Source organism: Dietzia sp. NCCP-2495 (assembly GCF_026011735.1).
In the GTDB taxonomy this organism is placed as follows: domain Bacteria; phylum Actinomycetota; class Actinomycetes; order Mycobacteriales; family Mycobacteriaceae; genus Dietzia.
This window is the reverse complement of sequence record NZ_BRVN01000002.1, coordinates 341,600-356,386: the sequence shown is the minus strand read 5'-3', so window position 1 is coordinate 356,386 and position 14,787 is coordinate 341,600. Positions and strand designations below refer to the sequence as shown.

Sequence of the window (14,787 nt, the reverse complement as noted above, 5' to 3'; positions counted from 1 at the left end):
GTTCTACCTCCCGGCCAGGCGGGCCACGGCGAGGACGAAGCTGCGCCCTCGGTGGCCGTAGTCGGTGAACATGTCCATCGACGCGGCCGCGGGGGCTAGTAGCACGGTGTCGCCGCCGGTGGCCATCCGCGCGGCCTCGGCGACCGCACGGTCCATCGTCTGCTGCGGCTCGTCGGGACCCGCAGCAACGCCATCGTCCCCCGAGGCCAGCTCGACCACGGGCACGTCGGGGGCGTGTCGGGCCAATGCCTCGGCGATCCGACCGCGATCCCGTCCGACGAGCACCACGCCGCGCAGCACGTCGGCCACCTCGGCGACCAGCGGATCCACGTCGGCGCCCTTGAGCAGGCCTCCGGCGATCCAGACACGGCCGCCGCCCGCGAGCAACGAGGTCCTCGCCGCGTGGGGGTTGGTGGCCTTGGAGTCGTCCACGAAATGCACGCCGTCGACCGTGTCGACCGGCTCGGCGCGGTGCGCTCCGACGTTGAACGCACGCAGGGCGGAGGCGACATGGTCGGGACCGGCACCGACCGACATCGCGACGGCCGAGGCCGCCAGTGCGTCGAGCACGCCCGCGGGCCCTGCGGGGCGGACGTCGGCGGCCGGCATCAGCGGGACAGGGTTGTCGTCGTCGTTGTCGCCCGTGCTGGCCGGCCGCGCGGTGAGAACGCCGTCGGTGACCCCGAACTCACCGGGGGCCGGCTCGCCCAGGCGCACACCGATCCGCGTGGCGGCCGGGGCTGCGGTGAGCAGCCGCGTCGCGATCTCGTCGTCGACCCCCGCCACCGCCACGTCGCCGGAGAGAACCTGCGCCTTGGCCGCGGCGTAGGCCTCCATCGACCCGTGCCAGTCCAGATGGTCCTCGGCGACGTTGAGCACCACGCCCACGTCCGGTCGGCAACTCGGCGCCCAGTGGAGCTGGAAGCTCGACAACTCGGCGGCGAGCACGTCCACGCGCGGCTCGGCGAGCAGGACGTCCGTCACCGGCAGGCCGATATTCCCGCACGCGCGGGCGGACATCCCCGCCTCGAGACAGATGGCCTCGAGCATGGACGTGGTGGTGGTCTTGCCGTTGGTGCCCGTCACGGCGAGCCACGTCCGGCGCGGACCGAACAGCTCTGCGGTGTCGGCGCGCCACGCCAGCTCCACATCACCCCACACCGGCACACCCCGCTCGGCGGCGGCCACCAGCAGCGCCGAATCGGGACGCCAGCCGGGGCTCGTCACCACCAGGTCGACACCCGCACCGGCAGGATCGTCCCCCTCGCCCGACCCGCTCGGGTCACCTGCCGACGCGATCAGCTCCGCCGCACGGTCCAGGTCCGCCCCGGCACACGTCACGCCCTCGGGCAGCGCGTCGCGCAGCCGACTGATCGCCTCCGGCCGCGAATCGGCCACCACCGGTTCGGCACCCAGCGCAACGAGGATCCGCACGGCACCCGGACCGGACACGCCTGCGCCCAGCACGAGTACGCGCGCGCCGGCCAGCTCCCGCACGTCGAGATCGGTCACGGCGCTCCTCACGACGACGCCGCGAGCCAGTCGCCGTAGAACAGCGCGATCGCCAGACCACAGGAGATGGCGACGAGGAGCCAGAACCGGATCGTCACCGTGGTCTCGGCCCAGCCACCGTTCTCGAAGTGGTGGTGGATCGGCGTCATACGGAACGGACGACGGCCCGTGGTCTTGAACGCGCCGACCTGGATGATGACCGAGACGAACTCGATCACGAACACCGCGCCCACCACGACCATGAGCAGCTCGGTCCGGGAGACCACCGAGACGCCGGCGACGATGCCGCCGAGGAACATCGAGCCGGTGTCCCCCATGAAGATCTTGGCCGGGGCCGCGTTCCACCACAGGAAGCCCAGGCACGCGCCCAGGGCCGCGGAGCAGACCACGGCGATATCGAGCGGGTCACGGACCTGGTAGCACCCGGACAGGTTCACGCCCTCTGCCGGCGAGAAGCACGAGTAGCGGAACTGCCAGAAGCTGAACACCACGTACGTGCCCATCACCATCGCCATGGACCCGGCCGCGAGACCGTCCAGGCCGTCGGTGAAGTTGACCGCGTTGGACCAGCCCCACACCAGGACCACGATGAAGATCAGGAAGACCACGAACGGGAACGCCACCGCGACGAAATCGCGCACGTAGCTCAGCGACCGGCTGCCCGGGGTCAGGCCGTCCGCGTTGCGGAACTGCAGGACCAGGACGGCGAACACGATCGCCGCCACGACCTGACCGAGCGTCTTGGACAGGATGCCCAGGCCCTTGTTCTGCCGCTTGAACACCTTGAGGCCGTCATCGATCATGCCCACCACGGCCAACGCGGTGGCCAGACCGAGGATGAGCAGGCCGGAGGCGGTGAACCCCCCACCGCCCACGGTCACGTGCCCGACGATGCCCGCCACGACGTAGCCGAGCCACACCGCCGCCAGGATCGCGAGGCCACCCATGTTGGGCGTCCCCCGCTTGCTCATGTGGGACTTGGGCCCCTCGAGCCGGATCTCCTGGCCGTACCCGTGGCGACGGAAGTAGATGATGAGCATCGGGGTGAGGAAGATGCTCACGACGAACGCCACGATGCCGGCGATCATGATCTGGGTCACTGCTGGTTCTCCTCACCACGCGACGCGAGCAGGTGCTCGGCGACGCTCCACAAACCGACGGCCGACGAGGCCTTCACCAGGACGATGTCGCCCGGCTCCACACTCTCGGACAGGATCGCCATGGCCTCCTCGGCGGTCGCGACGTGCTCCGCCTCCGATCCCCACGATCCCTCCTGGACCGCGCCCTGGAACAGGGCGCGTTGGGGACGTCCCAGTCCGACGACGACGAGCTGGGACACGTCCAGCCGGACGAGGAAGCGTCCCACCAGGTCGTGCTCGATCACCGACTCGTCCCCGAGTTCGGCCATCTCCCCCAGGACCGCCCAGGTCCGGCGGTGTCCGCCCGAGGACCGGGCCATCACGGCAAGTGACTTGAGCGCGGCCCGGACCGAGTCCGGGTTGGCGTTGTACGAGTCGTTGATCACGGTGACGCCGTCCGCGGTGACGCGCACGTCCATGCGGCGTTCCGAGGCGGACTCCGCGGTCCCGAGGGCCGCCGCCACCTGCTCCACACCCATCCCGCAGGCCAGCCCCACGGCCGCTGCGGACAGGGCGTTGCCGATCTGGTGCTCACCGTGGACTTTCAGGGAGACATCGGCCTCACCCTGCGGCGTGATGAGCCGGAAGGAGGCGCGCACCTCCTCGTCCAAGGAGATCTTCTCCGCGCGGATGCCCGCCGAACCCGAGAGCCCGACACGCACCACCTCGGCGGATGTGCGCGTGTCCATCGCGGCGACCCGCTCGTCGTCGTCGTTCAACACCGCGACACCACCGTCGGCGGCCGACGGCAGTGCCTCGACCAGCTCCCCTTTGGTCGCGGCGATGACCTCCCGGGACCCGAACTCGCCCAAATGCGCGGTACCCACGTTGAGGACCACACCGATGCGCGGCGGAGCGATGGCCGCGAGCTCGGTGATGTTACCGGGGGCGCGGGCGCTGAGCTCGAGGACGAGGAAATCGGTCGACTCGTCCGCCCGTAGGGCGGTCCACGGGTGGCCGATCTCGTTGTTGAACGACCCGGGCGGGGCGACGACGGTGCCCGCCGCCGACAACACGGCACCGATGAGGTCCTTGGTGCTGGTCTTGCCAGACGAGCCGGTCACGCCGACGACAGTGAGTCCGTGGTCGGCGACGAGACGCTCGATGCTGGCGCGGGCGAGCAGGCCCAGGGCCGCGAGCACCGACGCACCGGACCCGTCGGCGTCCGCGGCGAGCGCCATGGCGTTCGTCTGGCGACGATCGAGGAGAGGCACGACGATCTGGGCGCCGTCCACGCCCTCGACCTCGCGGGCGACCAGGGCTCCCGCCGCACCCGCGTCGAGGGCACGGCCGACGAAATCGTGGCCGTCGACCCGCTCGCCGGGCAACGCGAGGAACAGTCCTCCCGGGGTGAGTCGACGGGAATCGAACTCGACGGACCCCGTGACCGCGGTGGACGACTCACCTCCGATCAACCGACCGCCGACGATCTCGGCGATCTCACCGAGAGTGAGGTCGATCATGAGTTGCTGTCCTCCGTCTCGCCCGCAGGGGCGGTGTTGGCCAATCGTCTGCTGAGTTCCTCGGCGGCACGGACCCGGTCGTCGAAGGGGTGCACGACGCCGTTGATCTCCTGGCCGGTCTCGTGGCCCTTGCCGGCGATCACCACGACGTCGCCCATCTGGGCCCAGTCGATCGCGGCGCCGATAGCCTCGCCACGATCACCGATCTCCAGGACCTGTGCGCGGTCTCCGGCCGCGTCCTCGGCACCCGCGCGCACGGCGGCTCGAATCGTGGCCGGATCCTCCGACCTCGGGTTGTCGTCCGTGACCACCACCAGGTCGGCGACCTCCGCCGCGGCCGCGCCCATGAGTGCGCGCTTGCCCGGGTCCCTGTCGCCTCCCGCGCCGAGCACCACGGCGATCCGGCCCGCCGCCTGGGCGCGGACCGACCGCAGGACCGCCTCGACGGCACCGGGCTTGTGGGCGTAGTCGACGAGCACCCGGAAGTCCTGGCCCCGGACGACGGGCTCGAGGCGACCCGGGACGCGGACATGCCGCAGGCCCTCGGCGGCGGCGTGGAGGTCGACTCCGAGAGCGCCCACCACAGCCAGGGCGACGAGGGCGTTCGACACGTTGAACCGGCCGAGGATCGGCAACTCCACGTCGACGGTGAACCCGTCCGGACCGTGGGCAGTGAAGGTCTGGGTATCGCGGTCGGTGGTGACGGACTCCCCCGCCGTCCAGTCGGCGGACGCGCCGGGCACGGATGAGACTGTGACGGCATCAGGACGCAGCTCGCGGAGTCGGCGGCCCCACTCGTCGTCGACCACCACGACGGCGGCGCCGGCCGGACGCACGGCCGAACCCGGGTCCGCCGCGGCGTCGAACAGCCGACACTTGGCACGGAAGTAGTCCTCCATGTCCGGATGGAAATCCAGATGGTCCTGGGAGAGGTTGAGGAACGCACCGACCGCGAACCGCGTGCCGTCGACCCGGCCCAGTCGGAGCGCATGGCTCGAGACCTCCGCCGCGACCGCGCGGGCCCCCTCGTCGCGCATGCGACCGAGGAGCACCTGGAACTCAGGCGCCTCGGGGGTGGTGAGGCGACTGCGCAGTGGCCGCCCGGCGATCCGACTGCCCGTGGTCCCGATCAGGCCCGCGATCGCGCCGCACCCCTCGAGCGCGGCCTCGACGAGGTACGACGTGGTGGTCTTGCCAGAGGTGCCGGTGATCCCCACCACGTCCAGCTCGGCGGACGGGTCCCCCGCGACGATCGCCGAGGCGGCACCCAGGATGGACCGGGGCGAGGGGTGCACGAGGACGGGGAGCCGATCGGCGATCTGGGCCATGAGCTCGACCCCGGCCGGATCGGTGAGGACCGCCGACGCACCGGCCTCCACGGCCTCCGCGGCGAACGAGGCACCGTGGACCTTCGCACCCGGGAGCGCCGCGAACAGCACTCCGGGACCCGCGTCCTGGGCCCGGATGGTGGCACCGGTGAGCTCGACACCGGCACCAGGACCACCGTCCCGACCGGCGTCGCCCGCGTCCGAGAGCAGCGTGGCATCCACCGCTCTGGCCAACTGTGCAGCTGTGATCATCGCCTGTTCCCGCCTCGCCTTCTCCGTTCGTGCCCTCCTGTGAACCCGCTACACGCTACCCTGCCGGGCGCAGGTCACCGCGCCTGCAGGACCACATCCTCGGCCGGGGCCGACGGCGGGATGTTGTCCCTGTTGATGAGCCAGCTCGCGATGTCGTGGAACAGCGGGGCGGCCGACGCGCCGAGGACGCCCCGCGACGGTGCGTCGAGCATGATCGCGATCACGTACCTGGGGTCATCGGCGGGCAGGATCCCGGAGAACGTGATCCAGTACCTGGAGTTCGAGTAGCACGAACACCCCGGGTCGATCTGCTGCGCGGTACCGGTCTTTCCGCTGATCTGGTACCCGGCCACGGCCGCCTGGGGTCCCGTGCCGCCGGACTGCGTGACCCCCCGGAACATGTCGCGGACCGTCCGTGCAGTCTGCTCGCTCACGACCCGCTCGCCTTCCGGTCGCTCCACCTTCGTGGACTGACCGTCGGGCCCGACGGTCTCGGCGACGATCCGGGGAGGGACACGCACGCCGTCGTTCGCGATGGTCTGGTAGATCCCCGCCATCTGCAGCGTGGTCATGGACAGGCCCTGACCGATGGGGAGGTTGGCGAAGGTGCCGCCCTGCCAGTTCTGCAGGTCCGGGACGAGGCCCTCGGACTCACCGGCCAGCGCGATGCCGGTGCGCTGTCCGAGTCCGAACTTGTCCAGGTACTCGGAGAATGCGGATTTCCCGACCCGCTGCGCGAGCATCAGAGTGCCGACGTTGGACGATTTCCCGAAGATGCCGGCCGTCGTGTAGGCCTCGGGACCGTGCTGCCAGGCGTCGGAGACGGTGACACCTTCCATACTGATACTGCCGTCGACCGAGTGCACCTCTTCCGGGTCCGTGAGTCCGGCCTCGATCGCCGCGGCGGCGGTGATGATCTTCTGCACTGATCCGGGCTCGAACGGGGTCGTCACGGCCGGGTTACCGAGGTCCGCCCCGCGCTCGAGTTCCTTGCCGATCCCGACGGCCGGGTTGAAGGTGTTGTCATTGGCCATCGCGCGGACCTCACCGGTCTTCGCGTCGAGCACCACAGCCGAGGCATTCTCCGCGCCGGAGGAGTCCTTGGCGGACTGGATGGCCTTCTGGACGTACCACTGGAGGTCGGCGTCCAACGTGAGTCGTACCGTGTCGCCGTCCCGGGGCTCGGTGACATTGCGCAACGTGCCGGGGATGACCGTGTTGTCCTGCGCGCGGTCGAAGGTCTGCTTGCCGTCCTCGCCGTCGAGCGCATCGTTGAAGAAGGCCTCGATGCCCTGGAGTCCGATGAGTTTGCCCTCGTCACTCTTGGTGGTGGCACCCACGACGTTGGCGGCGAGAGCGCCGCCGGGGTACTCGCGGATGTCGACCCGTTCGGCACCGATCATCGGGAACTTCTTGGTGATGGCGTTGGCCTGGGTAACGTCGACGTTGCGGACGAGATAGGTGAAGCCGGCGTCGGAGGTGAGCTTGGCCTCGATCTCCTCGCGGTCGACCGAGTCACCGAGAACCGTCTCGAACTCGTCGACGATGTCCTCGACCAACTCGTCCCACGTCGGCTTGGTGCTGTCCAGCTCACGCCTGGCCTTCGCGTTCTCCGCCTCGACATGGGGCTGGATGGACAGGTCCCGGGCCTCCCGCGTGAACGCGATCGGCTCCCCCGCCACGTCGATGATCGAGCCACGGGTGGCCGGGAGCACCTCCTGCACCTGCCGCTGACTCTCCGCTCGTGCCGCGAGTTCGGTTCCACCGACGGTCTGGACCCACAGCAGCTTGACGAGCGCGACCACGAGGATGAGGACCAACGCCGTCCTCATGAGGGTGAACCTACGGTCGGTGGACGCCGTGGTCCGGATTCGACCCGACCGGTTCGGCAGCCGCCCGCCTCCGGGCGCCGCCGGGCGAGCGACGCCCGGAGGGACCCGTCGACCCGTTCCCGGGTGTCGTCGGTCGGTCATCGAGTGGCCTTTCGCGGTCTGTCTTCTAGAAGGACTGCCCCGGCACCGGCGCCAGGGTGGCGACGTCTCCGCCGGGAGCCACCGGAGCCGGGGCCTGCGGCTCGGGTTCAGCCGACGGTTCGGGTTCGGCCGGCGAAGCGGGTGCCGACTGTCCGGGGCTGACCATCGGGGACTGTGGCGCTGGCGGGTACGGAACGGGAGCGACCCCTCTGGGCGCGCGGTCCTGGGGGGCCTGGGCGGGCGGGGCGTCGAATCCATCGCGGTCCGACGGCTTCGACGGATCGGACGCTACCGGAGCGGGCTGCAACGGCTTGATCGGCGCGCCGAGCGTCGCCTCCGGTTCACCCACGATCTCCAGGACCCCGTCCGAGCCACGGGTCAGGATCGGCGCGCTGGCCACTCCCAGCATCCCGAGCTTCTCGGCCCGCTGGGCGAGCACCTCTGCGGACCGTGCTCGCTCGTTGGAGGCCTCGAGCGACTCCATGCGCTCCACGAGTTCCACATTGGCGTCGCGCGCGTTCTTCAGGTCATAGGTGTCCTGGGTGGTCTGGGCCGAGAGCAACAGGGTGCCGCCGACGCCGGCACCGATGACGAACAGCAGGACGACGACGAAGGGCACACGTGATGCGAGCTCCGCCGGGGTGAGGCGTTCTGCCGGGACGACGACGGTTCGCCGTCCACGCACCGACCGGGTGACCGGCCTGCGCCGAAGGCCTATCCCTCGGCCCGACCGGCCCGTCCGTTCCGGCGTCCCGACATCCGGGGCGTTTGCCGTGTCGTCGTCGACCCCGTTTCCGGCGTCGACAGTGTCGATGGTGCTCGTCATGAGTTTCTCCCGTCGATACGTCGGACACAGCGCACACGGACCGAGGCCGAGCGCGGGTTGTGGTCTATCTCGTCTTGCGAGGCCTTCTCGGCGCCGCGGGTGACTGCCGCGAACTCCGGTCCGTGGCCTGGCAGCTCCACGGGCAGTCCCGCCGGCGTTCTGGATGCGGTCCTCTCGGACAGTTCGCGCTTGACGATCTTGTCCTCGAGCGAGTGGTACGACATGAAGACCGCCCGACCGTCCGTGCGGAGCAGGTCGAGGTAGCCCGTCACGGCGTTCTCCACGGCTTCGAGCTCGGAGTTGACCTCGATTCGCAGCGCCTGGAACACCCGCTTACCGGGATGTCCCCCGGTGCGGCGGGCACCCTGCGGGATGGTGTCGTAGAGCAACTCGACGAGCTGGGAACTCGTCGTGAGCGGCTCGGCCTCCCGGCGTCGGACGATCGCAGCGGCGATCTGACGGGCGAATCGCTCCTCGCCGTAGACGCGGAAGATCCGCGCGAGGTCTCCCCGCGAGTAGCCGGCCAGAATGTCCGCGGCAGTCGGCCCCGAGGTGGGGTCCATCCGCATGTCGAGTGGTGCGTCCACTGAGTAGGCGAAGCCGCGGTCAGCCACATCGAGCTGCATCGAGGAGACACCGAAGTCCAGGAGGATTCCGTCGATCGCGGGACCGGCCGCATCCACGGATTCCGCCGGCAGCGCCGACGTGATGGCGTCGAAGTCGTCGAACCGCGCGTGCACCGGGGTGAAGCGGTCGCGGAACGCGGTGAGACGCCGCGTCGCCATCTCCAGTGCGGCGGGGTCCCGGTCCACGCCGAGGACATGGAGAGAGTCGAACTCGGCAAGCAGGTGGGAGGTGTGGCCTCCGAGCCCGAGAGTGCCGTCGACGATGACCGGGATACGGCCTTCGGCCGCGTCGACGACTGGCCTGAAGAGTTCGATGGTCCGCTCGAGGAAGACCGGGACGTGTCCGGGGCGCGCAGCTTCGCGGTCGGCATCGGGCTGTCCCGCCATCTCGCCTCCTCGCGTCCGGATTGTCGTTCGTGCTCCGGTTGTGGTGAAGCCCCCTGGTCCCCGTCCGGGACCCACCTGGCGTTGGGGAAGTACGTCAGGGTGGTACCGGGCAGGGGCCTGGGGGCTCCGTCCGTGGTGCCGTGCCGTGCTCGTCGTTTCATTCCGCTCCGGATCAGAACTCGATCCCGAGCGAGGTGCCCTCCATCTCGGAGAACACGGGCAGGTTCTCCTCGCTGTAGCGATCCCACGCGTCGGCGTCCCAGACCTCGAGGCGCTCCCCGAGACCGTTGACGACGCAGTCCTTACCGAGACCTGCGTAGTTCCGCTGACTCACCGGGATGGATATCCGCCCCTGCGAGTCCAACTGCTGGACTTCCGCGCCGCTCACCAGGAGCCGGAAGAACGCCATGTGCCTCTCACTGAGGTTGGCGGTCGGCCGGACCTTTCTGACCAGCGCATCGAACTCGTCTTCCGGGAAGACCGAGAGCGTGTTGGTGAACCACCCACACACCACGACCCCGTCCGCCAGGCCAGGCCTGAACCGGGCGGGAATCGTCAGTCGACCCTTGTCGTCGAGCTTGGGACGGTGCGTCCCGTACCCGACAAAGGCTCGTTCGCGTCCTGAGTCGACGGGGTCGGTGTCGGTCACCCGCCACCTCCTGACGGTTCAGGCCCCTTCGAGCTCCTTGCACGCCCCACTGTACCCCACAACGCCCCACACACAAGGCTTGCACCCCACTTCTCCCCACCTACGCCAATAAATACAGGTCAGAGGGCACATCGCTGACTGAGAATTTCTCCGAAGCGGGTCAGGCGCCCCGCCAGGGCGGCATCTCGAATTGATGATTCTGAGGCTGAAGTGACTGTATGGCGCTTACGAGAGACAAGGAGTGATTTCCGTGGGAGAAAGTGGGGGCATGGGGAGAGTTCTGTAAATGACCAGGTCACAGCACCCCGACTCGTCGTGAGGTGCCTGGCTCAGCCACGGGAAGCTCACCGCCGGCACCTGGTATGGGGTCGACACACCGGACGTGGGGTGACGTGGGGCTGGTGCGGTGGAGATGAGGACTGGCGAGCGCTGCGGTCCGCCGGTGACGCGATCCGCCGTTGGGGCGCGGTGGGGACAGCGGGGCCCGGCGGTGTGCGCCGGCCGTTCGTGGGGCACGGTGGGGGCCTGTGGCGAAGCCCCTCGGCCGCAAGCATCAAGGGGTGAGCCAAAAAAAGAGGTGAGCGCGTATGCGCTCACCCCTTATTCGTTGGAGTACCTGTTCAGATCACGGATCCTGCTCGAAACGGCGACGGAAGCGGTCTTCCATCCGGGTCGAGTACGAACGACCATCGCTTCCGCCGGACGTCGCAGCACGGCCACCGCCCGAGGTGCGAGGACCGCTGGACTTCTTGGGCCCGGCGAGCTTCGCGCCGGACGAGGACCGCAACGCGAGGACACCGGCCGCGAACATCACCAGGAAGCCGACGAGGCTGAGCACCGGGAAACCACCCGGCTTGAAGTCGAGAGCCAGTCCACCGATGAGGAGTGCCACTCCGAGCACAGCGAGACCGATGACGATCCCCGTGGGACGACGGACGCCAGGAGCGCTGGACTTACGAACGGTCGACGCGAACTTGGGGTCGTCAGCGTAGAGCGCGCTCTCGATTTCCTTGAGCATGCGCTGCTCGTGCTCGGACAGGGGCACCGCGACCTCCTTCTTGTGCTCGTGAAGACGAGCGTGGCCGGCTGAGTCGGCTGACGCCGATCAGTCTGGGACAGCCGGTCATGGCTCACCCCATCATACGAGGGCAACGCGAGGGAGACCACCAAAGTTCCCCAGCTCAGATCCGGAGGGCCCGTGTCGGGACGGCCGTTCGGTCACGCAGCGGGTCCGAGCACGCCGAGTCGCTGGTCGACGAGGTCGAGAAATCTGCCCACGGCCCACAGGAAATCGTCTGCCATCCGAGGCGGCACCGTGCGGGGAAGGCCGACCTCGACCGCTGCCGCGAGATCCGAATACCCCCCGAAAGCGGTCGCCCACTCCCCCAGGTCGGGAACCTCGGCCGCCAGCCGGTGCCAGACATCCGAGGGCCCCCGCCGACGGGTGCCCGGAATGAGCAACGCACCTGCGGCAGCACGCGCCGCCCGATAGGCCTCCAGGAACCTCTCCTCCGCCGACGAGGCGGAAATGGCACGCCCACGGTAGGACTCCGCCCGCTCGGCCCGACTCAGTGGTGAGTGGGCGTCGCGTGATCCGACCGCCCGGAGTCCGTTGATCCTGTCCATGTCCGCACACCACCTGTCTCGCTGTTCCACTGCCGTCATCCGGCACGCTATCCCCGGGGTACGACACAACCTGAGGTGATGACCGGGCGGTCATGGTGTGATGGTGCGGATGGACACCGTGATCACCCGGCTCGACGCGGCCGACTTCAGAGACCGACTACCCGAGGCTCTCGGGGTGTACGTCGAGGCGATGGGATACCCCCCGCAGGTGATCCGCACGCGGGCTGCCGCATGGCTGGAGCACAGCAGGCGGGTCGGCTGGTCCGGGTACGCCGCGTTCGAGGCACCCCGCCGGCGACTGTTCGGCCCGACCACCGGGCCACTCGTCGCGATCTGTTACGGCTACCACGGGTCACGCGGCCAGTGGTGGTACGGGCAGGTCGCCGAGGGACTCCGTGCACGCGGCCTCGAGCTCCCCGGCGACTATGTCGAGCTGACGGAACTCCACGTCTCCCCTGCCCACCAGGGGAACGGGATCGGACGGGAGATGCTCCGCCGCTTCCTCGCGGAGCGTCCCGAAGGCACGGTGATGCTCTCCACGCCGGAGGTCGAGGACGAGGACAACGGCGCGTGGAAGCTGTACCGCTCCCTCGGATTCGGCGATGTCCTCCGGGACCACAGGTTCGACGGAGACGCCAGGCCGTTCGCCGTACTGTCCCGTCCCCTGCCCCTGGACGACGGGGAGGCGCCGAGATGACACGGTCGCATGACGTCGTGGTGATCGGGTCCGGCCACAACGGCCTGACCTGTGCGGCCTACCTCGCACGGTCCGGACTCGACGTCCACGTCGTGGAGAAGGACACCGTCATCGGTGGGGCGACCTCGACCGTCGAGAGGTATCCGGGGCACCTGACCGACCGCGGGTCGTCGGCACATCTGATGATCCGGCACACGGGCATCCCCGAAGAGCTCGATCTCGCGGCCCACGGACTCCGGTACGTCGACTGCGACCCCTGGGGATTCGCGCCGGCACCACCGGGATCCGACGAACCACCGATCGTGTTCCACCGAGATCTGGACGCCACCTGCCGGAGCATCGCCGACGCCTGCGGCACGGCGGACGCCGACGCCTACAGGTCGTTCGTCCGCCGGTGGGAGGTACTCGCGGGTCGCATGATGAAGGGCTTCGCGGTACGACCCACCGCGGCAGGCCTCGGATCGGCGTTTCTCGGGATGGAGGACCTCCGTGATCCCTTCGGTGCGGTCCAGACGTTCCTCTCCTCGGGCGACGCACTCCTCGACGCCACATTCGATTCCGAGCGGTTGAAGGCGGCGCTCTCGTGGTTCGGTGCCCAGTCCGGCCCACCGATGTCGCATCCGGCGACCGCACCGATGATCGGGTTCGCCGCCCTGATGCACTCGATCCCACCGGGGCGTGCGATCGGCGGCTCGGGAGCCCTCGCCGACGCGTTGGTCTCGGTGGTCCGGTCGGAGGGGGGCACCATCACCTCCGGCGACGGTGCCACCGCGATCCGGCGGCGGGGACAGGGCTGGCGGGTCGAGACCGCGGGTGGGGGCACACTCGACTGCTCGGCCGTCGTGGCCGCCTGCCACGTCCACACGACGCTGGATCTTCTCGACCCGGCGCTCCCCGCCACCACTCTCGACGGCTGGCGTCGCCGGATCCGCCCGGGATTCGGACTGGGCATGGTGGTCAGGCTCGGGACCAACGACCTCCCCCGATACCCGGGAGTCCCGATCACCGACAGTTCCCACGGACTGCAGCTCCTCGTCACTGATCGACGGCAGCTGGACCGTCGGTACGGGAACGCCGCCGCAGGACGCCTGGACGAGGACCCGGCCGTGCTCGCGATGAGCTTCAGTTCGCTCGACCCCTCACTCGCACCCGAGGGACGTCACGAGCTCACCTTGTGGTCCCAGTGGCATCCGCGGCACCTCGACGGCGGTCGGTCCTGGGCGGAGGCCGGGCCGGGTGAGGCCGACCGGATCATCGCGGCCGCTGATCGATTCGCCCCGGGTCTGGCCGACTCGATCATCCACCGACACGTCCAGACCCCGGAAGACCTCGAGACCGAACTGGGGCTCATCGGAGGCAACGTCATGCACGTCGAGATGTCACTGGACCAGATGTTGCCCATGCGCCCGCATCCGGATCTCCGCGGCCACACCGTGCCCGGCGCCGACGGGGTCTTCCTCGCCGGCGCCTCGACACATCCGGGTGGCGGGGTCATCGGGACGAGCGGCCGGACCGTCGCCCGACTGGTCAGTCGTCGACTCGGCACGTCGGGACGCCGTCGGCGGGCCGCGCGGGCACAATGACAGCCGTGACCGCACCACAGACGACCGCACCAGTGACCGCAGCCCCTGGACGGTCGCCTCTGACCAGGCGGCTGGCCGGTGTCACGGCACTGGTCACCATGCTGTTCGTCCTCACCGGCTGCCTGCAGCTCAACGCGCAGATGAGTGTCCGCAAGGACGACACCGTCTCCGGTCGTATCCTCGTCGCCGCGGATCAGGCCTCCCAGGCAGCCGCGCTGGACCGGATCGGCACGCCGTCCGGGCTCGAGAACAAGGTCCGGATCACCCCGTACTCCGCTGACGGTTTCACCGGCAAGGAGATCTACTTCACCCAGTTGACGTTCGCCGAGATCGACGCGCTCGCGCTGGCCGTGGACATCGAGGGGGCCAGGCCCTACACCATGAGTTTCCGGCGGAGCGGTGACACCGTGACGTTCAGCGGCTCGGTGGACCTGTCCGGAGTTCCGGCGGATCGGTCGGAGAACTCCACCACCCAGGTCGACTTGACGTTTCCCAATCGCATCAGCGAGACGAACGGAACCGTGGGGGCGGGGAACACCGTCAGCTGGAACCCGGCGCCGGGATCGATCACCCGGATGCAGGCCTCGTCGTCCTACCCCGATCCCGCCGCCCGAGGCTTCGCGGTGTGGATGATCGTGGGGATCGGCGCCGCACTGCTGGTGTCGATCGGCACCGTGTTGGCAGCCCGGACGTCGCGAGCACGCGCCGACCGGCTGGTGCGCTGAG

Annotated in this window: 13 protein-coding genes; 3 read left to right on the top strand and 10 right to left on the bottom strand. The window is 69.4% G+C overall.

Features of this window, described 5'->3' with window-relative positions:
• Window positions 1-3: 3 nt before the first annotated feature.
• The 10 genes from murD to OPF83_RS03820 all read right to left on the bottom strand — a co-directional run bounded on the left by murD (window position 4) and on the right by OPF83_RS03820 (window position 11,781).
• Window positions 4-1,512 carry a UDP-N-acetylmuramoyl-L-alanine--D-glutamate ligase gene (gene murD, locus OPF83_RS03865; protein ID WP_264885886.1) on the bottom strand — a complete coding sequence of 503 codons (1,509 nt, stop codon included), beginning with the start codon at window positions 1,510-1,512 and terminating at the stop codon, window positions 4-6.
• Between the two features lie 8 nt (window positions 1,513-1,520).
• Window positions 1,521-2,612, bottom strand: coding sequence for a phospho-N-acetylmuramoyl-pentapeptide-transferase (gene mraY, locus OPF83_RS03860; RefSeq protein WP_264885885.1), 1,092 nt, complete (start codon window positions 2,610-2,612; stop codon window positions 1,521-1,523).
• Window positions 2,609-4,114 (bottom strand): UDP-N-acetylmuramoyl-tripeptide--D-alanyl-D-alanine ligase, encoded by a 1,506-nt coding sequence (gene murF, locus OPF83_RS03855; RefSeq protein WP_264885884.1) that lies wholly within the window; start codon window positions 4,112-4,114, stop codon window positions 2,609-2,611. Before murF ends, mraY begins: the two co-directional genes overlap by 4 nt.
• On the bottom strand, window positions 4,111-5,694 hold the full coding sequence (locus OPF83_RS03850) for a UDP-N-acetylmuramoyl-L-alanyl-D-glutamate--2,6-diaminopimelate ligase (RefSeq protein WP_264885883.1): 1,584 nt from the start codon (window positions 5,692-5,694) through the stop codon (window positions 4,111-4,113). Before OPF83_RS03850 ends, murF begins: the two co-directional genes overlap by 4 nt.
• A 74-nt stretch (window positions 5,695-5,768) precedes the next feature.
• Window positions 5,769-7,667 (bottom strand): peptidoglycan D,D-transpeptidase FtsI family protein, encoded by a 1,899-nt coding sequence (locus OPF83_RS03845; RefSeq protein WP_375546199.1) that lies wholly within the window; start codon window positions 7,665-7,667, stop codon window positions 5,769-5,771.
• 25 nt (window positions 7,668-7,692) lie between these two features.
• Window positions 7,693-8,493, bottom strand: a complete 801-nt coding sequence (locus OPF83_RS03840) for a hypothetical protein (RefSeq protein WP_264885881.1) — start codon at window positions 8,491-8,493, stop codon at window positions 7,693-7,695.
• On the bottom strand, window positions 8,490-9,506 hold the full coding sequence (gene rsmH, locus OPF83_RS03835) for a 16S rRNA (cytosine(1402)-N(4))-methyltransferase RsmH (protein WP_264885880.1): 1,017 nt from the start codon (window positions 9,504-9,506) through the stop codon (window positions 8,490-8,492). Before rsmH ends, OPF83_RS03840 begins: the two co-directional genes overlap by 4 nt.
• 172 nt (window positions 9,507-9,678) lie before the next feature.
• On the bottom strand, window positions 9,679-10,155 hold the full coding sequence (locus OPF83_RS03830) for a division/cell wall cluster transcriptional repressor MraZ (protein ID WP_264885879.1): 477 nt from the start codon (window positions 10,153-10,155) through the stop codon (window positions 9,679-9,681).
• 625 nt (window positions 10,156-10,780) lie between these two features.
• Entirely contained in the window at window positions 10,781-11,200 is a 420-nt protein-coding gene (locus tag OPF83_RS03825; RefSeq protein ID WP_264885878.1) for a DUF3040 domain-containing protein, read from the bottom strand.
• Window positions 11,201-11,373: 173 nt separating this feature from the next.
• Entirely contained in the window at window positions 11,374-11,781 is a 408-nt protein-coding gene (locus tag OPF83_RS03820; protein WP_264885877.1) for an SAV_6107 family HEPN domain-containing protein, read from the bottom strand.
• 109 nt (window positions 11,782-11,890) lie between these two features.
• Here OPF83_RS03820 and OPF83_RS03815 point away from each other — a divergent pair, with 109 nt between their 5' ends.
• Genes OPF83_RS03815 through OPF83_RS03805 form a run of 3 tightly spaced genes read left to right on the top strand, consistent with a single transcriptional unit; the run spans window position 11,891 to window position 14,786 of the window.
• Window positions 11,891-12,478, top strand: a complete 588-nt coding sequence (locus OPF83_RS03815) for an N-acetyltransferase (protein WP_264885876.1) — start codon at window positions 11,891-11,893, stop codon at window positions 12,476-12,478.
• On the top strand, window positions 12,475-14,061 hold the full coding sequence (locus OPF83_RS03810; protein ID WP_264885875.1) for an NAD(P)/FAD-dependent oxidoreductase: 1,587 nt from the start codon (window positions 12,475-12,477) through the stop codon (window positions 14,059-14,061). The genes OPF83_RS03815 and OPF83_RS03810 overlap by 4 nt, the downstream gene beginning before the upstream one ends.
• Entirely contained in the window at window positions 14,058-14,786 is a 729-nt protein-coding gene (locus tag OPF83_RS03805; protein ID WP_264885874.1) for a DUF3153 domain-containing protein, read from the top strand. Before OPF83_RS03810 ends, OPF83_RS03805 begins: the two co-directional genes overlap by 4 nt.
• Window position 14,787: the final 1 nt, after the last annotated feature.

What these genes read in the sequence shown, in the direction of transcription:
- murF (WP_264885884.1), bottom strand. Translation starts at nt 4,114, where the DNA reads ATGATCGACCTCACTCTCGGTGAGATCGCCGAGATCGTCGGCGGTCGG.
- OPF83_RS03850 (WP_264885883.1), bottom strand. Translation starts at nt 5,694, where the DNA reads ATGATCACAGCTGCACAGTTGGCCAGAGCGGTGGATGCCACGCTGCTC.
- OPF83_RS03845 (WP_375546199.1), bottom strand. Translation starts at nt 7,667, where the DNA reads ATGACCGACCGACGACACCCGGGAACGGGTCGACGGGTCCCTCCGGGC.
- OPF83_RS03840 (WP_264885881.1), bottom strand. Translation starts at nt 8,493, where the DNA reads ATGACGAGCACCATCGACACTGTCGACGCCGGAAACGGGGTCGACGAC.
- rsmH (WP_264885880.1), bottom strand. Translation starts at nt 9,506, where the DNA reads ATGGCGGGACAGCCCGATGCCGACCGCGAAGCTGCGCGCCCCGGACAC.
- OPF83_RS03820 (WP_264885877.1), bottom strand. Translation starts at nt 11,781, where the DNA reads ATGGACAGGATCAACGGACTCCGGGCGGTCGGATCACGCGACGCCCAC.
- OPF83_RS03815 (WP_264885876.1), top strand. Translation starts at nt 11,891, where the DNA reads ATGGACACCGTGATCACCCGGCTCGACGCGGCCGACTTCAGAGACCGA.
- OPF83_RS03810 (WP_264885875.1), top strand. Translation starts at nt 12,475, where the DNA reads ATGACACGGTCGCATGACGTCGTGGTGATCGGGTCCGGCCACAACGGC.
- OPF83_RS03805 (WP_264885874.1), top strand. Translation starts at nt 14,058, where the DNA reads ATGACAGCCGTGACCGCACCACAGACGACCGCACCAGTGACCGCAGCC.